General features: G+C 35.1%; 20 protein-coding genes. 16 read left to right on the top strand and 4 right to left on the bottom strand.

Going from position 1 to position 25011, the window contains the following annotated elements; genetic code table 11:
- Positions 1-211: 211 nt before the first annotated feature.
- From ISU00_RS12425 to sucC, 3 genes are all read right to left on the bottom strand, one after another.
- Positions 212-517 carry a hypothetical protein gene (locus ISU00_RS12425; protein WP_228850988.1) on the bottom strand — a complete coding sequence of 102 codons (306 nt, stop codon included), beginning with the start codon at positions 515-517 and terminating at the stop codon, positions 212-214.
- A gap of 8 nt (positions 518-525) precedes the next feature.
- A complete protein-coding gene (locus tag ISU00_RS12420; RefSeq protein ID WP_228850987.1) occupies positions 526-729 on the bottom strand; it encodes a hypothetical protein in 204 nt (67 codons plus the stop codon).
- Between the two features lie 115 nt (positions 730-844).
- Positions 845-2038, bottom strand: coding sequence for an ADP-forming succinate--CoA ligase subunit beta (sucC, locus tag ISU00_RS12415; RefSeq protein WP_228850986.1), 1194 nt, complete (start codon positions 2036-2038; stop codon positions 845-847).
- 166 nt (positions 2039-2204) lie between these two features.
- Between sucC and lysA the strand changes: the two genes are divergently transcribed.
- The 16 genes from lysA (at position 2205) to ISU00_RS12335 (ending at position 24192) form a co-directional block, all read left to right on the top strand.
- Entirely contained in the window at positions 2205-3413 is a 1209-nt protein-coding gene (gene lysA, locus ISU00_RS12410; protein ID WP_228850985.1) for a diaminopimelate decarboxylase, read from the top strand.
- A gap of 55 nt (positions 3414-3468) precedes the next feature.
- Positions 3469-4611 (top strand): serine hydrolase, encoded by a 1143-nt coding sequence (locus ISU00_RS12405; protein ID WP_228850984.1) that lies wholly within the window; start codon positions 3469-3471, stop codon positions 4609-4611.
- A complete protein-coding gene (locus ISU00_RS12400) occupies positions 4608-7766 on the top strand; it encodes a VPS10 domain-containing protein (protein ID WP_228850983.1) in 3159 nt (1052 codons plus the stop codon). Before ISU00_RS12405 ends, ISU00_RS12400 begins: the two co-directional genes overlap by 4 nt.
- Positions 7767-7779: 13 nt before the next feature.
- Positions 7780-8871 (top strand): SRPBCC family protein, encoded by a 1092-nt coding sequence (locus tag ISU00_RS12395; RefSeq protein ID WP_228850982.1) that lies wholly within the window; start codon positions 7780-7782, stop codon positions 8869-8871.
- A gap of 62 nt (positions 8872-8933) precedes the next feature.
- On the top strand, positions 8934-9317 hold the full coding sequence (locus ISU00_RS12390) for a VOC family protein (RefSeq protein ID WP_228850981.1): 384 nt from the start codon (positions 8934-8936) through the stop codon (positions 9315-9317).
- 371 nt (positions 9318-9688) lie between these two features.
- On the top strand, positions 9689-11014 hold the full coding sequence (locus ISU00_RS12385) for a DUF418 domain-containing protein (protein ID WP_228850980.1): 1326 nt from the start codon (positions 9689-9691) through the stop codon (positions 11012-11014).
- 28 nt (positions 11015-11042) lie between these two features.
- Positions 11043-12248 carry a DUF1624 domain-containing protein gene (locus tag ISU00_RS12380; protein WP_228850979.1) on the top strand — a complete coding sequence of 402 codons (1206 nt, stop codon included), beginning with the start codon at positions 11043-11045 and terminating at the stop codon, positions 12246-12248.
- Positions 12249-12255: 7 nt separating this feature from the next.
- Positions 12256-13578 carry an APC family permease gene (locus ISU00_RS12375; protein ID WP_228850978.1) on the top strand — a complete coding sequence of 441 codons (1323 nt, stop codon included), beginning with the start codon at positions 12256-12258 and terminating at the stop codon, positions 13576-13578.
- Complete coding sequence (locus ISU00_RS12370; protein ID WP_228850977.1) at positions 13575-14522, top strand: alpha/beta hydrolase family protein; 948 nt, start codon at positions 13575-13577, stop codon at positions 14520-14522. The genes ISU00_RS12375 and ISU00_RS12370 overlap by 4 nt, the downstream gene beginning before the upstream one ends.
- A 114-nt stretch (positions 14523-14636) precedes the next feature.
- On the top strand, positions 14637-19001 hold the full coding sequence (locus tag ISU00_RS12365) for an ATP-binding protein (protein WP_228850976.1): 4365 nt from the start codon (positions 14637-14639) through the stop codon (positions 18999-19001).
- Between the two features lie 28 nt (positions 19002-19029).
- Positions 19030-19410, top strand: coding sequence for a response regulator transcription factor (locus tag ISU00_RS12360; protein ID WP_228850975.1), 381 nt, complete (start codon positions 19030-19032; stop codon positions 19408-19410).
- On the top strand, positions 19411-21108 hold the full coding sequence (locus ISU00_RS12355) for an adenylate/guanylate cyclase domain-containing protein (RefSeq protein ID WP_228850974.1): 1698 nt from the start codon (positions 19411-19413) through the stop codon (positions 21106-21108).
- Positions 21109-21264: 156 nt separating this feature from the next.
- Positions 21265-21600: a hypothetical protein gene (locus ISU00_RS12350; RefSeq protein WP_228850973.1), complete on the top strand. Its 336-nt coding sequence runs from the start codon at positions 21265-21267 to the stop codon at positions 21598-21600.
- Between the two features lie 35 nt (positions 21601-21635).
- Positions 21636-23045: an amidohydrolase family protein gene (locus ISU00_RS12345; protein ID WP_228850972.1), complete on the top strand. Its 1410-nt coding sequence runs from the start codon at positions 21636-21638 to the stop codon at positions 23043-23045.
- 170 nt (positions 23046-23215) lie between these two features.
- Positions 23216-23407 carry a hypothetical protein gene (locus tag ISU00_RS12340; RefSeq protein ID WP_228850971.1) on the top strand — a complete coding sequence of 64 codons (192 nt, stop codon included), beginning with the start codon at positions 23216-23218 and terminating at the stop codon, positions 23405-23407.
- Positions 23408-23454: 47 nt separating this feature from the next.
- Positions 23455-24192 (top strand): DUF6090 family protein, encoded by a 738-nt coding sequence (locus ISU00_RS12335; protein ID WP_228850970.1) that lies wholly within the window; start codon positions 23455-23457, stop codon positions 24190-24192.
- Between the two features lie 13 nt (positions 24193-24205).
- On the opposite strand, the gene ISU00_RS12330 is transcribed toward ISU00_RS12335, so the two are convergent.
- On the bottom strand, positions 24206-24823 hold the full coding sequence (locus tag ISU00_RS12330; protein ID WP_228850969.1) for a hypothetical protein: 618 nt from the start codon (positions 24821-24823) through the stop codon (positions 24206-24208).
- Positions 24824-25011 lie beyond the last annotated feature (188 nt).

Below are 25011 nucleotides of genomic sequence, written 5' to 3'. Positions count from 1 at the left end.
GATGTGAATAACTCAATATTTGATGTGAAATATATATAACTGTTAACAAGATAGTTACCTCTTTTAACAGTGATTGAGTTAAAATAATCTTAAATAAAAGAATCACGGAATCGGTTTTTATTTAACTCAAAAGTATTCCGCTTTACTTTAACACAAGTAACCTTAAAATGAAGTAATTGTTAAGGTATTGATTTAAGAAAAAATTACCTGACTATTTATTGGAAAGAATATAGCTTAGAATATTTTCAAATTCTTCATCGAGACTGTTTTTTGGAGATTTTCGATTAGCCTTTCGATACCAATAATCGGCATTCCATTGGTCTCCTTCTCCCCTATGTAAGTAGGCATGCAACCAACTGCCAATAATATTATCCATATCCTGTGCAATGTCATGTGCTTTTTGCCATTCATTATTTGCATCATACCACAAACATTTTAACTGAAGGCTCCAAGACTCAGGTGGGGTTCCGTTACCTAAAGTATCCTTAAAATCTTCAATGGTTTTGGGTAAATCCATTTAAACAATTATTTCCCTTTTCCACCAATAGCTGCAATACCCAAAGCCAAAATTCCAAGACCAATAGTTATATATGAATTGGTATTATCCTGGGCCTCAATACCAAAATTACCAATCTTTAAAGAAGCTTCTGGAGCAATTAGTGTATAAATGCCATAAATCAAAAGGCCAATGCCCAAGGCGAACAATATGTTTTTAATAAGTTTATTCACGTCAAATTATTTAAAGATTAAATCGAAGATACAAATTGTTTAATTCAATTTTTGTCAATATACGTTCATAAAAAAACCAGCCTATGGCTGGTTTATAATTTAATATAAAAAGATATTAGCTTAAAACAGCTTGAACTTTATCTGCCGCTTCCTGAAATTCAGTAGCACTTAATACATCCAAACCGGAATTATCAATAAGTTCTTTTGCCAAATCTGCATTGGTTCCTTGTAATCTAACAATAATCGGAACTTTTATAGAATCTCCCATATTTTTATAAGCATCTACCACACCTTGTGCTACTCTATCACAACGCACAATACCACCAAAAATATTTATAAGGATTGCTTTTACATTCGGATCTTTTAAAATGATCCTAAAGGCTGCCTCTACCCTCTTCGCATCTGCTGTACCACCCACATCAAGGAAGTTTGCAGGTTCGCCTCCAGCTTGTTTAATTAGGTCCATAGTTGCCATTGCCAATCCTGCTCCGTTCACCATACATCCAACGTTTCCATCTAAATCCACATAATTTAGACCAACTTCTTTAGCTTCAACCTCAATTGGATTTTCTTCTCTTAAATCGCGAAGATCTACATAATCCTTATGTCTATATAGTGCATTATCATCTATAGTAACTTTCGCATCAACGGCCATAATCTTATCATCACTTGTTTTTAAAACAGGATTGATTTCAAAAAGTGAGGCGTCAGATTTAATATAGGCCGTGTATAAAGCAGTAACAAATTTCACCATTTCTTTAAAGGCTGTACCAGAAAGCCCCAAGTTAAAGGCAACTCTTCTAGCTTGAAATGGCATAAGACCAACAGCTGGATCTACTTCCTCAGTAAAGATTAAATGGGGAGTTTTCTCGGCAACTGTTTCAATATCCATACCTCCTTCAGTAGAATACATAATCATGTTACGTCCCTTAGCCCTATTTAAAAGAACCGACATATAAAATTCTTCTGGTTCGCTATCCCCTGGATAATATACGTCTTCCGCAATTAGAACCTGGTGAACTTTTTTACCTTCTTTTGAGGTTTGGGGAGTTATCAAGTTCATTCCAATGATTTCTCCTGCAATCTCTTCAACCTCCTTAATATTTTTGGCCAATTTTACACCACCACCTTTACCGCGGCCACCCGCATGTATCTGTGCCTTAACAACATGCCAACCTGTTCCTGTTTCTGCAGTTAACTGTTTAGCTGCAGCTACAGCCTCATGTTTGTTTTGTGCAACGATGCCGCGCTGAATGCGCACTCCGTAGGAGCTTAGAATCTCTTTTCCTTGGTATTCGTGTAAATTCATTCTGATTAAAATTTGAAGTCACAAAATTAAGGATACAACGGCTTTTTACCAATTTCTAACCTAATTAATACCCATGTAAAATTCATTTTAAAGAAAACTATTGATTTTTTAGAAAACCAATTAGAAAAAAGCTCTAATTTTGCGCCTTAATTAAATTTTTAACACTATGGAAAATAACACTTTACTGAAAATTGCAGAGGAATTCGGAAGTCCGGTTTATGTTTATGACGCTGAGAAAATAGTTTCTCAATACAAACGTCTTAGCTCAGCTTTCAGTAAGGTGAAGAAGTTGAAAATTAATTATGCTACGAAGGCGCTTTCAAATATTTCTGTCCTAAAGCTCTTTAATTCATTAGGTTCAGGTCTCGACACCGTATCTATACAAGAGGTTCAATTAGGTCTGAAAGCTGGATTTAATCCAAAGGACATCATTTTTACACCCAATGGGGTTTCTTTAAAAGAAATTGAAGAAGTTTCTGCTATGGGTGTACAAATTAATATTGATAATTTATCAATACTTGAACAGTTTGGTGCTAAGCACCCAAAAGTTCCTGTTTGCATACGTATTAATCCACATGTAATGGCCGGTGGTAACACCAATATTTCAGTGGGACATATTGATAGTAAATTTGGAATTTCTATTCACCAAATTCCATTATTACTAAGAATAGTAGAAAATACTAAAATGACCATTAATGGTATTCACATGCATACCGGAAGTGACATTTTAGATATAGACGTGTTCCTTTATGCTTCCGAAATTTTGTTTGATACTGCAAAACACTTTCCGGATTTGGAATTCATGGATTTCGGGTCAGGTTTTAAAGTTCCTTATAGTAAAGGAGATATTGAAACAAACATAGAGGAGCTAGGAGAAAAATTGACAAAACGTTTTAATCAGTTCTGTAAAGAATATGGTAAAACCTTAACCCTTGCTTTTGAACCGGGTAAATTTTTAGTGAGTGAGAGTGGTTTCTTTCTTACCAAAGTGAATGTCGTTAAGCAAACAACCTCGACTGTATTTGCGCAAGTCGATTCAGGTTTTAATCATTTGATAAGACCAATGTTATATGGCTCAAAACATGAGATTGAGAACATTTCTAACCCTGCCGGAAGAGAACGTTTTTATTCAGTCGTTGGTTACATCTGTGAAACAGATACGTTTGCCAATAACCGAAGAATTACTGAAATTAGTGAGGGAGATATTTTATGTTTTAAAAATGCTGGGGCATATTGTTTTACAATGGCCAGTAATTATAACAGTCGCTATAGACCTGCTGAGGTGCTTTGGTATAAAGGCAAAGCCCATTTAATTAGAAAACAAGAATCTTTTGAGGATATTCTTCGAAATCAAATAGAACTAGAAGCATTCTAGAGCCTATAACCCCTGTTTCCGGGTATCAATAATTCTAGATGGTTTTCATATATTTATGGAAACCATCTTCTTTTTTATGAGGTCCCTTATTTTATCAATTCCTTTTGTCTTAATATGTAATCTTGGTTTTGGGCAGGATATTTTACAAATTGCCCTAGCCTCTAACTCTCCTAAAATTGAAAAAGTAACAAACAATTTACAGCAATACAATTTGCAAATTTTGTTGACCACAATAACTAAAAATGGTGATTCCGTTTCATTTACTGATTATTCATTTCAAGTTAATGACAGTTCATACTACTATCCTGCAAGTACTGTGAAATTTCCAATTGCCGTATTGGCAATTGAAAAAATAAATTCTATTGAAAGTATTGATTTAGAAACACCTTATGTAATTGATGGTGACAGTATTGAACATTCAATTTTCAATGACATTAAAAACATTTTTGCCATTAGTAGCAATGAAGCCTTTAATCGCTTATTTGAATTTTTAGGAAAAGAAAACATAAACCAACGCCTAAGGGAACTTGAAGTAGGCCCCGTGAAAATAGAACATCGATTGTCTACTCCCAATTCTACAGACACCATTAATAAAAGTCTCCATTTCAAACCTAAAAAAGGCAATGAATATGTAGTAAAGAACGAAAATTCAAGACCAGTGAAACCTCTTCAAATGGATGGTATATTTAATGGCAAAGCATACTATTCTGATACGTTACTCGTGGAAGAACCAATGGATTTTTCAAAAAAGAACTATCTCCCTCTTCAAACGCTACATAATATAATGAAACGAGTAATTTACCCTTCAACTTTTAAAACAGATAAACAATTTAAAATAACTGATAATCAACATAAAACACTTCTTAAATTAATGCAAAATTTACCTAGAGATGCCGGTTTCGACCAACGAAAATTTCATGATAGTTTTGGTAAATTTTTCTTGTTCGGTGATTCAAAAGAAACAATGCCTAGGTCCATAAAAATTTATAACAAAGTTGGCTATGCTTATGGCACATTGACCGATTGCTCTTTTATTAAAGATTTCGGTCAGGATATTGAATATATTTTATCAGCCACATTGTATGTAAACCAAAACGGTATACTCAATGACAATCAGTATGATTATGATGAAATTGGGATTCCTTTTTTGGCTCAGTTAGGACGGGAAATACATGAATATTTAACTACTCATAAATGAAACAAATTACCTTATTAATTCTTATTTGTTCCACACTTAGTTTACCCTTATCTGGTCAAAGCAAGAGAAAACAAGCAAAACAAGCAAACCAATCAAAATCAATTTTAACAGATTCCATTTACCATAATTTAAAGTGGCGCAACATTGGTCCCTTTAGGGGAGGCAGAAGCGTTGCTTGTACAGGTGTAATAGGAAATCCACAGACATATTATTTTGGAAGTACTGGTGGAGGACTTTGGAAAACTACAGATGCAGGTACCACTTGGAAAAATATTTCAGATGGGTATTTTAAAACTGGTTCCGTAGGCGCCGTTTCCGTTTCAGAAAGCAATCCTAACGTTGTAATTGTCGGTATGGGTGAACATGCAGCGAGAGGGGTAATGACGTCTATGGGAGATGGAGTGTACAAATCGATGGATGCCGGCAAAACCTGGAAACATATCGGTTTAGATAATTCTCGACATATTTCAGATATTATTATTCATCCAAAAAATCCCGACATTATTTTAGTATCCGTTCAAGGTGCGCAATTTGGACCATCATCTGATAGAGGTGTTTATAAAACAATTGATGGTGGTAAATCTTGGTCTAAAACATTATATATAGACGATATAACCGGTGCTAGTGCGCTTAGCATGGACATGACAAACCCCACTATTTTATACGCTTCAATGTGGCAACACGAAAGAAAACCTTGGACCATAACTTCAGGTGGAAAAAACTCTGGATTATACAAATCGACTGATGGAGGTGATACCTGGGAAAAACTCTCGAAGGGATTACCGGAGGAATTTGGAAAATCTGGCATATCAGTTTCAAGGGCCAATCCTGAACGCATATTTGCAGTTCTAGAAGCCGAAGGAGAAAAAGCTGGAGTTTATAGATCAGACGATGCAGGAAAAACTTGGAAACAGATTAATAAAGACCGTATTAATATTACCCGTTCTTGGTATTATATGGAGATTTTCGCAGATCCAATTAATGAGAATACAGTCTATGTACTAAACGCCCCAGTTATGAAATCCATTGACGGCGGAAGGTCATTTCAAAATGTTCCAGTGCCACACGGTGATACACATGATTTATGGATAAACCCTTACGATAATACCAATTACATTAATTCTAATGATGGTGGCGCAAACATAACCTTTAATGATGGTAAAAGCTGGAGTACCCAAACCAATCAACCTACTTCACAATTTTATAGGGTTATTACCGATAATCAAATACCTTATAGAATTTATGGAGGACAACAAGACAATTCTTCCGTTATCATCAGTAGTGCCTCAAAAGATGGGGAAATTGGTTGGAAAGATTGGATTGAAGGACCTGGTTGTGAAAGTGCATTTTTGGCTTTTGATCCTGACAATCCAGAAATAGTCTATGGCGGTTGTTATCAAGGTATTATTGAACGTATAAATGTTCGTACAAAAGTTTCAAAATCAATTAAGGAATATCCTGAATTGGCCCTAAGTAAGGCCCCCGTTGATTTTAAATTCAGATTCAACTGGAATGCCCCAATCATTAGTTCACCACATGATAGGAATACCATTTACCATGCAGGTAATCGTGTATTTAAAACTACCGATACGGGTTTAAGCTGGAGTATTATAAGCCCTGATTTAACACGTAATGAAAAAGATAAGCAAGGCCCGGGAGGTGGACCATATACTAATGAAGCAGCAGGTGGAGAAAATTATAATACCATTATGTATCTAGTAGAGTCAACACACGAGAAAGGTGTTTTATATACAGGCTCTGATGATGGTTTAGTACATCTTACAAAAGATGGAGGAGCTAATTGGGAAAACATTACACCAAAAAATTTACCAGAGGGAATTATAAACAGTATTGAAATTTCACCTCATGATAAGGCTACAGCTTATATTGTTTTAATGAGATATAAATTTATGGACCTAGCTCCCTATGTCTACAAAACCACGGATTATGGAAAAAGCTGGAAAAAAATTGTCAATGGCCTAAATGAACCTCATTCTTTTCCTAGAGTAGTAAGGGAGGATCCAAATGTTAAAGGAGTATTATATGCTGGTACCGAAACCGGCTTATTTGTTTCAACTGATGATGGTAATAACTGGAGTAAATTTCAATTGAATCTTCCAATTGTTCCAATTAATGATTTAATTTTCAAAGATTCCGATTTAGTTGCCGCAACGGCCGGTAGGTCCTTTTGGATTTTGGATAATGTCAGTGGAACTCAATTACGAAATGGGAATGGGTATGAAGAGGTTACCTTATTCCAACCAAAAAATACTTACAGAATAAGATATAGAGGGAACTCTGAACCACAAAATTTTGCAGGATCAAATCCTAATTCAGGTGTTTCCATCGATTATTTTATCCCTGAAGGCAAAGACACCTTGGAAGTCACAATAGACATCTTGATAGACAATAAAGTAATTCGAAGTTATAGCAATAAAGAAAATAAAGAGTTCAAAACATGGGTTGGTGGACCATCTAAACCAAAACCAATTCCAACCAAAGTAGGCTTCAACAGAATTCAATGGGATTTTATGGGTAACGATTTACCTGGGGTAAACGGTGTTTTTGTATATGGTGATTATCAAGGCCATTCTTACCCTCCCGGAAATTATAGTGTAAGAATAAGTTTGAATGAGGAGAGGCAAGAAAAGTCGTTTACATTATTACCAAATCCAAAAATCGATACCACAGCGAAAGACTTTGAAGAACAACAATCTTATCTTTCTCAAATTGACGATTTAATCCGAAAAGTACACGATGCTGTAAATGCAATGCGCTCCGTTCGTTCTCAATTAAAGGATGATATTAATTTATTAGAGACCGAAAAAAGTGCAGATTCATTGGTTAGATTAGGTCAATCACTGGTAAAGCGAATTGATGAATGGGAAAAAAACCTAATCCAACCAGATCAAAAAACCTTTCAAGATGTTATTAATTTCAATAACAAACTAAATGCCGAATTGATGTATCTTAAAGGATCTCTTGATGAAGAAGATCCGAGGGTAACTAAAGGCTCAAAAGACCGGTTTGAAGATTTAAAAAAAGAGTGGCTGGAAGTTAAAAAGGAACATGATAATGTCCTGCTTCATGAAATGTCTGATTACAATAAACTATATAAACAGTTAGAATTGCCTGCACTTATATTAAAAAATTAATTTTCAAGACATAATGAGTTTAGATTTTCATGTCCATCCTAACATAAACTTGGCGGAAACTCTGCCTACGGAGTTCTACAGAAGCGAGACAGTGTTTGAGGCCCTTAAAGAAAAGGTGTTTTTAAAAACATGGCAATATGTGGGACATGAAAATTTAGTGCCCTTTGCCGGTTTTGTTCATCCCTTCATGTATTTAGAAAATTACGTTAATGAACCTTTATTATTGTCTAAAGATCATCTTAATAGGATTAATTGTATTAGTAATGTTTGTACCCATCGAGGGAATTTAGTTGTTCATGATTCTGGTCAATTGTCAGATTTACGTTGTATGTACCATGGACGCCGATTTTCAATAGATGGTACTTTTAAATCTATGCCTGAATTTGAGGACGCTGAAAATTTCCCTAGACCTTGTGACAATTTGAAACAGTTCTTGGTCGGTACTATGGAACCCTTCATTTTTGTTGGTCTAAAACCTTCCTTCGATTTTGATGAAATTGTAAAAATTATGGCAAAAAAAATTGGTTTTCTCCCTCTACTTTCTTTCTATGAGTATAAAAGCCGAAATAAGGACTATGAGGTTAATTGTCATTGGGCACTCTATTGTGATAATTATTTGGAAGGTTTCCACATTCCTTTTGTTCATGAAGATCTTAATAGTGTATTAGATTACGGCAATTATACAACCGAATTACACAATTATGCCTCGCTCCAAATAGGTTATGCCGATGAAGACGAGGAAGTGTTCAATTTGCCTGAAAACCATGAGGATTATGGCAAACATGTTGCAGCCTATTATTTTTGGGTTTTTCCCAATATGATGTTCAATTTTTATCCTTGGGGCTTATCAATAAATATAGTTTCCCCAATTAGTATAAATAAAACCAAGGTATCATTTATTACTTATGTGAATGATGAGAGTAAATTAGACAAAGGTGCCGGTGCCTTATTAGACAAAGTGGAGAAAGAAGATGAATTTGTTGTTGAACAAGTTCAAAAAGGTGTACAATCTCGTTTTTATTCAACTGGCCGTTTTTCCCCAAAAAGAGAACAAGGCGTGCATCATTTTCATCGATTATTGGCTAGGTTTATTTCCTCTTCCTAATCCTAACAGATTGAATATAGGTTTTAAAGAATATTCGGTATATTTTTAATTAAGTTAGCATTATGAAATTAAAATTCGACCATATCGCAATACCCGCTGCAGATTTACACTCCAGTGGAGAATTCTACAAAAATGTATTTGGATTAGAGGACATTCCCACACCTGGAAATAACCCTAAATTGCGTTGGTTTGGAATTGGCGGCCATACCCAACTTCATTTAATAAAAACAGAGGATATAGGTCGTCCCAAAAATAAGGAACAGCATTATGCCTTTGTTACCGACCAATTTGATGAAGTCTTAAATCGACTACATCAATTAAATATTCCATATGGAAATTTCCGAGGAGATTTAAATGCCATAAGTGAACGTGCGGATGGCGTGCGACAGGTATTTTTCCGAGACCCGAATGGACATTGGCTAGAAATTAATGACGCCTCTTATTAGGTAACAAACATCTTTTCCAATTACAGATGTAATAAAATTCGCTCTTTGTATTCCTTTTTTTCTATCTTTATTCATCTCCACTAGAATTATCGAATAATCCCCAAAGGACTATTTTATACAATTTGGCATACCCCATATTCCTGACTTACCTTATTTATTGGAATAATGAATTATTAGAATGTTGCAAAACTTACTGCAGTTTTTTGTTTGTAATAATTTAATTTTTAAACCACTTTCGAAATGGTTTAGAGTGCTCTTATTTAAACTCTCTATTAACTTCTGTATAAAATCTCTGCCTCTGATTTCCTTCCAGTCTCTACGGCTGTACTACCTACCCTATCACCTCGTAACCAACCTTTATAACTTTCAATATGCTATCAACAGTCCAATCAAAATTTCAGCCGGTCCAAGCGGCTAATCGAATTAATTCATTAGATGTAATTCGAGGAATTGCATTACTTGGAATTCTGCTTATGAATATTGCAGGCATGGGATTACCATTCGCCTATAGTGACCCTACCGTTTATGGCGGTGCCGATGGATGGAATCTAAAATCTTGGATTATGACCAATATGTTTTTCGAAGGCACCATGAGAGGGATGTTTTCAATGCTGTTTGGTGCAGGAGTAATTCTTCTAACTAGTCGATTAGAAAAAAATGGTGCAGGAATTAATACTGCGGATATCTATTACAGGAGGATCATATGGCTTTTTATCTTCGGACTCATACATGTTTACCTTTTGCTATGGGACGGCGAAATTCTTTATCCATATGCTTTGTGCGGCTTGTTCCTATTTCCTTTGCGAAATATTGTTCCCAAAAATTTGATCATTGGGGGTTTAATAATTCTTTTTTTAGGTACTCTTTGGAATTTTAGTGATTACCAAAATATGAAAACTCAAAAGGTTGAAGGCCTAGAAGCGGCAGCACTTAAAAAACAAGGAGATTCACTAAACCCAGAACAAACCGCAGCATTTGAAAAATGGGAAAAAATTACCAACAAAAAATCTGAAGAGGAATTACAAGAGGAAATTGCAGCCAGGCATGAAGGATATTGGTCTAATGTATTGCATAAGGTTAAAGAAAATCAATTTATGCAAACCTATGTTATGTACCGCTACTTCTTTTATGACATTATCGCGTTTATGATATTGGGCATGGCTTTTTTCAAATTACGGATATTCCATGCAGAAAAATCTAATAAGTTCTATCTGATAATGATGGCTATAGGGTATGCTATCGGACTTTCCATAAATTATTATGAAACGAGTGCGCTAATAAGTTCAAATTTCGACCCTATGGTTTCTGCCAAAACAAGCCTAACTTACGATATAGGTAGACTCACCATGACAATGGGGCATATTGGTTTAATAATGCTATTTGTAAAATCAGGGATTTTAAAATTCTTGCAAAAATCATTAGCAGCTGTTGGTAGAATGGCTTTAACCAATTATTTGATGCATTCTATTATTACGGGCATTATATTCCTAGGGTTTGGATTTAGCATGTTCGGAAAATTGGAGCGTCATGAATTGTATTACATTGTTTTTGCCATCTGGATTGCACAATTAATCTACAGTCCCATTTGGTTGAAATATTTTAAATATGGTCCATTTGAATGGTTGTGGCGCTCATTGACTTATGGAAAGAAACAACAATTTAAAATTTCAAGCACAAAAGACACTGGAGTAGATTAAACCAGAATTTCATTTCAACGTTAATAAAATGACAGAAAAGGTAATTAAAAAGCGAATCTTGTCGATAGACATATTAAGAGGATTTGTTATGGTAATCATGGCATTAGACCATGTCCGCGATTTTTTTCATTTAGAAGCCAATATAGACGACCCACTTAATTTAGACACTACGACTCCACTACTTTTTTTTACTCGTTGGATAACCCATTTATGCGCCCCAACTTTTGTTTTTCTATCTGGAACATCCATTTACTTACAGAGTTTAAGAAAGGCAGATAGGCAATTGAGTATATTTTTAATAAAACGTGGATTCTGGCTTATTTTGGTGGAATTAACCTTAATTACCTTCGCATGGACCTTCAACCCTGGGTTCAACCTTTTAATATTCCAAGTTATATGGGCCATTGGTATAAGCATGGTAGTAATTGGTGTTTTAAAAGCCATTAGAGCTTCCTATAGTCTAATCTTTTTTCTCGGTATTCTTATTGTTGCCACCCATAATGTTTTAGATTATCCAGAGGGTGCAGAAGGTTTTACTCCCGGATTTTGGTGGGATTTAATTCACCATGGTGTGTTTAAATTATACCCAATAATTGATAATCATTATCTCATAATGGTTTATCCCTTTTTGCCTTGGACGGGGGTGATGATGTTAGGATATGCTATCGGAAAACTTTACGAACCAACGTTTGAAGAAAAACGCAGACAAAATCTTCTCTACTATATTGGTTTCGGAGCCCTCATATTTTTTAGTATCGTAAGATGGTCTAATGTTTATGGAAATCCAATTCCTTGGGGACCACAGGGCAGAGGATTTTTATATACATTTTTCTCTTTTATAGATGTTACAAAATATCCACCGTCTCTGTTATTCTTATGCATCACCTTAGGTTTATCACTTATTCTTTTGGCCCTAGCTGAAAAATTAGACAATTGGTTATCGAAAGTATTAATAGTGTTTGGTAGAACAGCATTTTTCTATTACATCATACACCTATATGTTATTCATTTTGTAGCTACAATATTTTTCTTTAGCAGAGGAAATACAATTGCCGATGCTATGGAATATAACAAGAACATTCCTTTTCTTTTTGTGGCACCTGGTGAGGGGTTCGGTTTGTTGGGCACCTACATAGTTTGGATTTTGGTCGTTATGGGTCTTTATCCCTTTTGCAAACAATACGACATCTATAAAAGTAATAATAGGGAAAAATGGTGGCTCAGTTATCTATAAAATTTAAATGAATCGTAAAACACATCTTAGCGAACCTTTAGAATTACAAGAAGATGACCTAAAAAAGGAAATTGGATTATGGGGTTTAACGGCTAACATTATAAATATCGTTATAGGTGCAGGCATTTTTGTTTTACCCGCTATTATAGCTCAAAAAATGGGTTCCAGCAGTATTATTGCTTATTTATTCTGTGGAGCCCTAGCGATTTTAATAATGCTATGTTTTGCTGAAATTGGAAGTAAAATTATAAAAACTGGTGGATCTTATACCTACATAGAAACTGTCTTTGGACCTTATGCAGGATTTCTAGGTGGAAATTTGCTACTTGTAGGTTCCATATTATCAGATGCAGCAGTTTCAAATGCTTTAGTTGAAGTCTGCGCATCAATTTGGCCTATTTTTAACGAACCATGGTTACGCATTTCTTTTTTGGCCATCATATTTTTTGGATTGGCCTATATTAATATTTTAGGTGTTAAAACAGGAATTGGACTTGTAAAATTCACCACTATTGCCAAACTCCTTCCATTATTACTACTCGTCTCTTTTGGGTGGAAGGATGTTATCTTAAATAACTTGGTTTGGGATTCGCTACCATCTATTAAACAGCTTGGAGAAACTGCCTTAATTCTATTTTTTGCTTTTCAAGGAGGTGAGGTTGGGTTGAATGTCGCTGGTGAAGTGATAAAACCAAGAATAACCATTCCAAGAGCCATTTTTATGAGCATGGCTATTATAATGCTCTTTTATATGTTAGTTCAATTAGTGGCTCAAGGCGTTTTAGGTGATTCTTTAGCCCAACAAACTGGCGATCCCTTGGCGAAAACTGCACTTATTGTTTTTGGTAGTTTTGGCTTTATTTTATTATCCTTTGGTGCGGCTATTTCAATGTTTGGAACCCTTAGTGGAGTTTCCCTCAATAACCCACGACTGTTATATGCATTTGCAAGAGATAAAGTTATTCCAACTAAATCTTTGGCCAAAATCCATAAAAAATATGCAACTCCACATAATGCTATTATGTTATACACATTTTCTGGCTTTGTGGCAGCAACCCTTGGTGGGTTTGAACAACTCGCACAATCTGCAAGTTTATCCATATTACTTCTTTATTTAGGAGTAATTCTTGCTGTAATTCGATTAAGATTTATATATACACCTAAAAAGGAAGAATTTACAATTAAAGGAGGCTTATTGGTCCCAATATTGGCTGTAATTGTAATAGGCTATTTTTTAGCACATGCCTCCTCAACTCAAGTGGGAGTAACATTCTTAATGTTTGTAATATTCAGTTTTATCTATCTAATTAGTAAACGCATAAATAAATGAAAACCCTAATTTTTTTATTTGGCCTTTTATTTTCCTCAACTATAGGATTAGCACAAAATGGATCACTCCTTAAAACCAACAGAGTAATTTTACCAGATAGTCTTCAAAATAGGATTAAAAATGATAGCCTACTAAAAAGTTATCAGGAGCGAACCGAGTTATATAATATCAGGTATCTATCAGACGGACTAATCATTAGAGGTTATTTGGCCAAACCAAAAGAAAAAGGTACTTACCCAGTTATTGTATATAACAGAGGAGGCAACCGTGATTTCGGGGAATTGACTGATTTCAGGGCATCGGTATTATTAAACAAACTGGCCAGTTGGGGCTATGTGGTATTAGCCAGCAATTATAGAGGCAGCACTAATAGCGAAGGCAGGGAGGAATTTGGTGGTGCCGATGTGAATGATATTCTCAATCTAATACCATTAGCTGAAAAACTGGAGGAAGCCGATACAGAACGAATGGGTATTTACGGGCATAGTCGAGGCGGAATGATGACCTATCTTACTCTTACAAAAACCTGTAAATTCAAGGCGGCCGTTATTGGGGCCGGTTTAGCAAACGCCTATAGAAATATAGAAATGCGGCCGGAAATGGAGGAATATGTTTTTTCTCAACTAGTGCCCAAATACAAAGACAAAAAAGATGAAAGTTTACGCGCGAGGTCCGCAGTTTATTTTTCAGAAAAACTGTGTAAGACAACTCCATTAATGCTCTTACATGGAACTGCTGATTGGCGAGTGTCGCCATTGGACGCCTTACAAATGGCCGATTCACTATATGCAAAAAAACACCCCTTCCGACTTCATTTATATGAAGGTACAGATCATGGACTTAATGAATTTAGGCAGGAGGTCAATGAAGATATAAAAGAATTTTTTGAAAAGTATGTAAAAAATAACCAACCATGGCCAAGTCTAGAACCTCACGGAAGGTAGTGGTCTATGAACGAAAAATCTGAACTAAAATGATTATGGAAATGCTAATTATTGTACATTTAAAAGGCTATTCCCCCCTATCATATACTTATTACAACTTCTAACCAACCAATTATGAAGAAAAGGAACATTTTCCAGCTTTCAATTTCTATTCTGATTTTATACTTTCTTTTATCACCTTTTGAAATATTATCGCAAGAAAAAGTAGGTCGTCCAACCATAACTAATTATAAATACCAAGATTATGGGGCTAACCCCACCAATTGGTGGATCATAGAAGGAGATGACGGCATAATGTATTTTGCCAATGGTGCAGGCGTATTAGTATATGATGGTGTCAATTGGAGTGTAGTTACCCTTACAAACCAAGTGAGTCCTAGAAGTTTTGCTAAAGATTCCAATGGTAGAATTTATTTGAGTGCCGAAGGTGACTTTGGGTATTTAGAAACTAATCCCAAAGGGGAACTATATTTTATTTCATTAAAAAATAATGTTCCAGAGGAGCATCGAGATTTTGCAACTGTATGGGATTGTGATATAATAGACGATAAGGTGGTTTTTCGAACAACCGACAAATCTTTTATTTGGGACGGTGAAAATATTGACGTACTAATACCTAAAAACAATTTTCATCAAAGCGCTCAAGTAAATGGAGTAAATTATGTCAGAGTATGGAATGAAGGCCTATGTACTTATAAAGATGGAATAACTCAATTAGTCCCAGGTGGAGAATTGTTCGCTAATGAACGTGTATACCTAATGCTCCCATATGATGATACACGAATGTTATTAGGCACTAGGACAATGGGATTCTTTATTTATGATGGCAATACTTTTGAACCTTTTAAAACTGAGATTGATGAGTTTATCAAAGGGAGTATTTATTTACCTGGTATCGCCTTAGATAATGGAAATTTTATAGTCAATTCATTTAGCAATGGAGCTTACCTTATAGACCATAATGGAAAACTTATTCAATCGTTCACTCCAGGAAACGGATTGCAGGATGGCAGTGTAACTTATACGTATTTAGATTCTAGAGGCATATTATGGTTGGGCTTATTTAATGGTATTTCCCGTGTAGATTTAAATTCTCCGCTAACCTTTCTAGATACAAATATGGGTCTAGAAACCAACGTGGTTTGGGATACTGTTAAATTCAACGATCTCTTATATGTCGGCACAAACGATGGTATTTTTTATCTAGATGAGGATCGGAATACGTTCAAAAGAATTGAAGGCACAACCGGACAAACATATCTTTTCAAAATCATTAATGACAGATTGTACTCGGGCTCTGGCGATATAGGTTTTTTTGAATTAAAGGATAAGACTATAGAATTTGTCCGAAAAAGTATTAATTATGATTTCCGCTTTCAATATGTATTCGTCTCAGAATTTGATCCTAATAGAATTTTTGTGATTTTTCAAGAAGGGATCCAAAGCTTTTATTACAATAATTCAACCGAGCAATTTGAGGAAGAATCTAAAATTATAACAGTTACACCACAAGTTGTAAATATTAAGGAGCAATCTAAAGATGAATTTTGGTTCACCAGTTTAAAAAATGGCACCATCCTTAGAATTTATCCAAAATTTAATGGTGAACAAATGGATTTAGCGAATGCCGAAATTAAAGAGTATACCCAAGCAAACGGTTTGCCAGACAATCCAGTGGTATTTGTCGACCTTCTAGATGAAACCTATGTATTGTCACCAAATGGAACTTTTCTATTTAACCCAGAGACTGAGAGGTTTACACAAGGAGATAATCCTTTTGGTGATTTTACTGATTTAGGCTCCTTTACCTATCCTATTGAGGATACTGATGGTAAGATATTTTATCATACCAATGATGGACTAAATGTAGCTTTTAAAAATGGCCAAGGTGATGTAGTTGTGAATTCAGAAGCATTTCGGGATTTAAAAAATTGGACAATTTTTTCTATCAGACCAGAACCGCCAAAACCAAATGGTAATCAAATTATTTGGATTGCGGGTACGGATGGTATAATACGCTATGAAGGAAATTTAGAGTCTACCATGATTTCTAATTTCAACACAAAAATTAGAAATATATCTATCGCAGGTGATTCATTAATCTATGGTGGTGCAGGTAATTTGCCCAAAAACATCGATCTCAAATCTGGTGATAACACAATCACCTTTAATTATGCCGCCCCCCTATTTAAGTCTCAAAATAATGTAGAATACAGTACCTATCTAAAGGGATTCGATGACAAATGGTCAGATTGGACAAAGCAAACATCTAGGGAATATATTAATCTCCCCCCAGGGAATTATACCTTTAGCGCAAAGGCAAAAAGTTTGTATGGACATGTTACTCCTGAAATCTCGGTTCCCTTTTCAGTAGAAACGCCCTGGTATAAACAATGGTGGGCTTATATATTATATGCGATCGGTTTTCTATTATTGATTTACCTCATTGTTAACCGCCGCACCAAAATCCTTAAAATCCGACAAAAACTATTGGAGGAAAGTGTTGAAGCTCGAACTAAGGAAGTAAAACAGCGCATGGAGGAATTAGCCACAGTGAATGCTGTAAGTCAGGCTTTAACGGAAAAACTCCAATTGAAGGAACTTATTAAGATGGTAGGTGATGAAATGAAAAAGTTGTTTAAATCAGACATCACCTATTTAGCAATACTAGACCGAGACACCAATATAATTAGCTTCCCCTACCAAGATGGTGATAATATGGCCCCATTAAATTATGGCGAAGGATTAACTTCAAAAATCATAAAGACTGGTGAGCCCTTACTAATTAATAAAAACACCGATATTGATGCGGAATACGACAAAATGGGTGTTAAAACGGTTGGTTTAGGTGCCGTTTCTTATTTGGGCGTACCAATCCCTTCAGAAGATAATATAATTGGGGTGCTGAGTGTACAAAGCACCCAACAGGAAAATAGATTTAGTGAAGAAGACAAACGCTTATTGAGTACCATCGCTACTAATGTCGGTATAGCCATTCACAATGCTGAACTTTATGAAGAAGCCAAACAAGCTAAAGCACGAGCAGAGGATGCCAATGAAGCAAAAAGTGCATTTCTGTCTACGGTAAGTCACGAATTACGAACGCCTTTAACCTCTGTTTTAGGTTTTGCAAAAATTATTAGGAAACGATTAGAGGATAAGATATTCCCTGAAGTAAATGTGGAAGATCAGAAAATGAAACGCACCATGAAACAGGTAAGTGAAAACCTTGATGTTGTAGTTTCAGAAGGTGAACGCCTCACAACCTTGATCAATGATGTTCTAGATCTTGCGAAGATTGAATCTGGAAAGATGGAATGGAACATGAAACCGATTTTCCTTCAAGATGCTATTAGCAGAGCCGTTTCTAGTACCTCTTCCCTATTCGAACAAAAAGGAATATCACTTAAAAAGAATATCCCTTCCGACCTTCCATTGGTAAAAGCAGATGAAGACAAATTAATTCAAGTAGTAATTAATTTGCTATCAAATGCCGTGAAATTTACAGATAAAGGTAAAGTTACTATCGAGGCTTATTCTGAAAAGGATCAAATCATAGTGGAGGTTCAAGATACTGGTATCGGTATAGCAGAAAAGGATAAAAATAAAGTTTTTGAAAAATTCAGGCAGGCGGGTGATACGCTAACTGATAAACCAAAAGGAACCGGATTGGGATTACCTATTTGCCGTGAAATAATTGAACACCACGGTGGAATAATATGGATGAAGAGTGAACCAGGAGTAGGTAGTACATTTTTCTTTTCCATCCCAACCTTGGGAGAGAATATGGATCAACCTCCAATGCAATTAGAGCGTATCTTGAAAAGCTTGAAGCAACAGATAAAACACTCTTCCCTCAATACCGATATACTCGATAAACCAACCATTTTGGTGGTTGATGACGATACACCTATTAGGTCCCTGTTGAGACAAGAACTAAGTGAAGCAGGATTTAACGTAACTGAAGCTGCCAATGGAAAAGCAGCACTAGATATGGTGCGCAACTCCAAACCCGACCTTATAATATTGGATGTCATGATGCCAGAAATCAATGGTTTCGATGTAGCAGCGGTATTGAAAAATGATCCTGCCACAATGGACATCCCTATTATAATTCTCTCTATCGTGCAAGATAAAGAGAGGGGATTAAGAATAGGAGTAGATAGGTATCTAACAAAACCTATTAATACGGAACAATTATTCCATGAAGTAGATGTTTTGCTAGAGCAAGGTGTTTCTAAAAAGAAGGTAATGATTGTAGACCAAAATATTTCTGCAGTTAAATCATTATCGGATGTTCTTAGTGCTAGAGGCTATAAGGTGATGGAAAGTAATCCTGATAATTTATTTGAATCTGCATCTGAGTCTCAACCGGACATTATAATGCTCAATTCTGTTTTTAATGGAGACAAAGAGTTAATAAAGAAACTTAAACTTCAGAAAGGCATGGAAAATGTCATGTTCTTTATTTATGAATAACCAAAACCCTTATACACCTTAACTAAACATGGAGAAAAAAATATTAATCGTAGACGATGAATCTCACATTAGAATGCTTATTGAACAAACTTTGGAAGACCTAGAGGATGAGGGTGCCACCTTACTTTTTGCCGAAAATGGTGAGCAGGCACTTCAAATAATTACCGAGGAAGAACCAGATTTGGTGTTCTTGGATGTTATGATGCCCAAAATGAACGGAATGGATGTTTGCTATAAAATAAAAAAGGAACTGAACCTAAATAATGTGTATATCGTTTTATTAACTGCAAAGGGCCAAGAGGTTGATCGACAAAAGGGATTAGAAATGGGTGCTAATAGGTATATGACAAAACCCTTTGATCCAGATGAAATGTTGGACGTGGCTACAGAAATTCTCAACATTAACTAAATGGCTAATAACCATCAGCAAAATTTTTTAATTAAAACTTTAAGGAGTTCCTTAAAACGGAATCTAGAGTTCCAGTCACTTATTGAGGAACTTTCTACCAAGTTTGACTTGGAATTTTCTATTGAAAGTTCTGATGGCAACTTACTTATAGGATCATCTTCAAATTTCCCGAAATCCTATCAACTTTCTGAAAATGGTACGATTTACGGAACGCTACATTCTAGTGGACCGCAAGGTCAAATATTGGCAAATTTGGTAAAGTTTTTAATCTCAAAGGAAATTGAGAAAAAAGGTATTGGAATTGAAGTTCTAGGATTATATAGGGAAATCAATATGATTTATAATTTCAGTGAAAAAATTTCTGAAAAAATAGATCATAAATCAATTGCTGAAACCGCCCTTAATGAAGCCCAACAAATTATTGACATAACCCATGGCAGTGTATTTATTTTGGAGCATGAAACAGAGCAAGTCTTACAAACTGCTAGATTAGGTCATAACCCAAATCCAGAAAAAAGTATTGAAAACCAAACTCCTATACTAAAAGAATTAATCCTAAAAGGCACCTCCCTTATAGTCCCACAATCAGCTATAAAAACCAATTCGGCTTTAAATCATTTAAAGGCCGTTATGTATGCCCCACTAAAAGTTAAAAATCGGACATTGGGTCTTATCGTTTTAGGTAATGAAAATGAAAAAGAATTTACTGCTGCAGAGTTAAAATTACTTACAACTATTGCATTGCAATCTGCAGCTGCCATAGAAAGTGCTTTGCTTTACGAAAAGGGATTACGAGAAGCCCGAGAACGTGAAGAAGCCATAAGAACGGTTCATGCGGCCAGTCAAAAATTTGTTCCAAACCAATTTATAAAATCACTTGGAAAGGAGAATATAACCGAAGTTAATTTAGGCGACCAAGTAGAAAGGGATGTGACCGTAATGTTTGTTGATATTCGTGGATTTACAACACTTTCTGAAAACATGTCCCCTACCGAAAACTTTTTGTTCATCAATGCCTTTAATAAACGTATGGGACCTATTGTAAGGAAAAATGAAGGTTTTATCATGCAATATCTAGGTGATGGGTTTATGGCAATATTTCCTAAGGGTGCGCAAAATGCGTTAATGGCCTCCATTCATATGCAAATAGACCTAAAAGAATATAACAGAGAGCGCGAATCTAAAAAACGAAAACCAGTTAAAATTGGAATCGGTATGCAGAATGGTAAATTGATTATGGGAATTACAGGGGATGTAGAGCGTATGGACGCAGCAATAATTTCTGACACAGTAAATACGGCGGCCCGTATTGAAGGTCTTTCTAAATATTATGGAGTTAATATATTGCTGACGGATTTATGTATGAGAAACATTACTGACAAGGAAAACTTCCATTTCAGATATCTGGGCCCAGTGAGGGTTCAAGGCAAACTGAAACCTATAGAGCTTTATGAGTGTATTGATGGTGATGACAAAAAGTTATTCAACCATAAACTAAAAACGATGAATACGTTTAAACAGGCTATGGACCTTTACTTTAAAAGAGAATTTGCAATGGCTGCAGTTACGTTTCAAAAAATAGTAAAAAAGAATAGCGAGGATAAGGTGGCAAAATTATTCCTTAATAAAGCCGCTCAATTAATTACCCAAGAAATCGCTGAGGATTGGCAAGGTATTGATTATATGGACAGTAAGTAAATTCTTTAGTCCTATGGCCAATTGCTGAGCAGGTATAAAATTAAATACTTGCTTAAATTAGACCTCAACAGATATTAATTTGAATCGTATTTTTTTATTTAGTTGAAAATCCTTCTTTAAATTAGAGGACACCTAAAACCATCCAAAACTTATTCTATGACCTCTGAAGCCTCCTCTTGGACCAAAAAAGAACTTCACCTGTATATTTTTCTAATGTGCGCCAATGCCGATTCTGAAGAATCTGAGGAGGAAATTGCTCTTATAAAATCTAAAACTGACGAACAAACTTTTGAAAAGATCTACAAGGAATTCTCGGAGGATTCTGAAGATGAGCGCTTTGAAAAAATTGAGGATGGCGTACACCAATTCCACTATTCTAACATGGAGTTAATACAATTAAGAAAGCAAATGACAGAAATCTTTGAAAAAGACAAAAAGTACACTCTCAGGGAACAAAATCTTGATCGTATTCTGGACAATTTACTTTATTGATTAATATTTAAACAACTCTTATCTCCTATTCTTCAATGAAATTAAAGTTTTCCAATCTTCTTTTCGTTCTTCTAATTATTATTCCATTAGGCTGCAAGAAATCAGATAAAATTGCAGTTGACTTTCTAATCACCAATGTTCGCGTATTGGATGTAGTTAATAATACCATCAACGAAAATCAAACTATTGCAGTCTTAGGAAATAGGATTGAAGCTATAGTATTGCAAGAGCATATAGAAAATTACCAAGCCAAAACAATTATTGATGGACAGGGAAATTTCGCAATGCCAGGTTTATGGGATAACCATGTTCACTTTAGAGGAGGTGATAGTCTCATTCCTGAAAATAAGCGCATGTTACCATTGTATATGTCTTATGGCATTACTACGGTTAGGGATGCTGGTGGAGATATAACAAATGCTGTATTGAAATGGAAAGAGGATATTGGGGATGGTTCATTGATCGGTCCAATGATTTTTACCTCTGGTCCCAAATTAGATGGTGAAAATGCTAGTTGGGAAGGCTCCTTGGTGGTTAGAAATAAGGATGAAGCTTATTCTGCTATAGATTCTTTGGAAAAATTAAAAACCGATTATGTGAAAATTTATGATAGTAAATTATCTAAGGAAGCTTTTTATGAAATTTTAAAAGAGTCTGAAAAACGAGGATTGATGACAACGGGGCACATGCCTTTATCATCAGATGTTTTAACAGCAACCAAACTTGGCCTGGATGGCACTGAACATCTATATTACATTTTAAAATCTTGTTCACCAAAAATGGATAGTATTGAACAGATCAATAAAGGGTACGGGATGTTGGGAGCAATTGCAGAAACTTATGATGAAAGCTGGGCTAATATGGTTTTTGATACCCTTGCGATGCGTAATCATTTTAATACACCAACCCTTTATATTGGCAATATATTATCCAATTTAGCAGATGACGACCATAGCAAGGATAGTCTTCTGCCTTATATGGGAAAAGGAATTGTTAAGACTTATGAAAGACGAATTAAGGCTGCCAAGGCCGCCAAATTATCACCCAATCGTCTTCGATCTTCAATGGGTCGCGATAAGTTTGCTCAAATGGTAAAACCAATGTTCGACGCTGGGATCCATATAATGGCGGGATCAGACTGTGGAGCCTACAATTCGTATGTATATCCAGGAGAGTCTTTAATTGGAGAATTAAAAGCTCTTGTAGAGGCCGGATTAACTACTCAAGAAGCCTTATTGACTTCAATTTATAACGGACCCCTATTTTTCAATGTAGAAAACGATTATGTTAGTTTGGAAGCCGGTAAAATTGCGGATATTTTATTATTGAAGAAAAATCCACTGGAACAAATCAACAATTTGGGCAGCATACAAACAGTTATATCCCATGGAAAGGCTAATGATAAGAATGAATTGTTTAAGATGTTTACATCGTCTTCCATGTAGGATTTATAGAACGATGCGAATTTTTATAAACCGAATTTGATATAAAATTCAGCATATTTCAAATTAATATTGCTAATTTTAAAAGACATACCCGCCCATTTCGTCCATAAATAACACCTAAAGAATAAATGAAATTGGCATTTTGCCATATACCAACCAAACCGATAATTATGGGAATTTTTTGGGATTTACTGCAGCAGGACGAACTGAACAAACAAGAAGAACAGGCCAAAGATTTAGAGGCACGGGTTACCAAATTGGAAAAGGATCTGGAAAATACTAGAGACATCCTTAAGAAAACATTGGCGGCCTTAGAAACTCATTTAGCCAAAGACATAGATGGTGATGGTCAATTAGGATAAGCTTTCCCAATCAGCCATAACGTTGATGTTCGATTTAAACCAGGTTAATGAAATCTGTTTTTAGAAAATTGAGGCAAACTTTTCTCTATAGCAATAAGGTATCTAAATATCTTTTGTACGCAGTCGGAGAGATTATCCTTGTTGTAATTGGTATCCTCATCGCATTACAAATCAATAACTGGAATGAAAAGCGGCAATCCCATGAGCTTGAGCACCAGTTATTAGAAAATTTCAAAACCTCACTACAAACGGATTTAAGTCTTGAAATAATTCCAAATATTCAGCAGTTAAAAGCAGACACTCTAAATTTGAATGTCCTTATAAACACCTTCAACAATAAATTACCCTATAACGACTCTCTTAAATATATTTTCGGAAGTGTGATGTACAGCAAAAGTTTTAAATATGAGGTCACGGCCTATAAAACTTTTGAAAATCTGGGTGTTGGAATTATCACAAATAAAGCCCTAAATGATTCCATCCTACACTTATATAATATGGACTATCCTGAACTTCAGAACAACATAGGCAACTTTACCAATAATCTTACAGAATTCAATCGCCCTTTGTTGAGGCGTTTGTTTAAATTAAAACAGGAGAGTTCAAATAGTATTTATTTCATTCCTGTAGATACACAAGAACTATATAAAAACGTTGAATTTTTAAATGTTCTTACAATTGCAAAACTGAATTTCACAAATATTATCAACCAAACTAATCACAATAAAAATAGAGTAGAACGCCTGATAGAAATGATTAATGAGGAATTAAAAAATTCCTCTTAGGCTTTGGATAGCCTTAAAAAGTAAATGTTTTAGATGGATTGAAATTATCATCAAACATTATGTAGGCATTTCCACTGGCCGCATCGTAAGGCGCCTTTTTTACAACTGAAGGATTAGACGGATAGGTACCATTATTAAAGGTTAAAGCCTTTAATTCTCCCCCGCTTCTTATCAAAATGGTTTTCCATCCATTCACCATCTCATTCTCAACCCAAATGGGCGGTTCCATCACAGTAAATTCAGTAATTACATTCGCCTCATGGTCTATTAGCACCATTGAACATCCACCGGTCCCACAAAAATAGGGAGACATAAACCGTATAAAATATTCATCTTTGCCATCTCCATTTAAATCAACAGCTGCATATTGAAACTTTCTGTCTTTTTCAGTTAGTCCATCCATATCTCCTTTGAGGTAATCTCTTGAAAGAAAATTGCGAATATTTGCTGCCATGATATCCTCTTGAGATTCCTCTTCCGGATTCTCTGCAACCTCCTTCAATTCAGAAGAAGATTCGTTTGAAACTTCCGGTTGATCAATTTCATTAGTTGTAACTGAAGTTGCTTCTGAATTTTCATTTTTACATCCCAAAAAAATACTAATAAACAATAATATAAGTAACTGTTTCATAACACTAAATTCAATTCAAAAAATTTATAAAATTCCATTTTAAATTTAGTCAATAATCTTCATTAATCCTTGATATTCATTTTAATTATGAATTTAATTTATTCTAATATTATAAGTATTTTCCTAACTTAACGACTTAATACCAGAATTTCATTATAGTTTGTAAGAGTCCCAAATAAAAACTTAAC

The sequence above is a fragment of the Aegicerativicinus sediminis genome, assembly GCF_015476115.1.
Classification (GTDB): Bacteria; Bacteroidota; Bacteroidia; order Flavobacteriales; family Flavobacteriaceae; genus Aegicerativicinus; species Aegicerativicinus sediminis.
The sequence above is the reverse complement of the archived record's forward strand: the minus strand, read 5'-3'. Positions and strand labels throughout refer to the sequence as shown.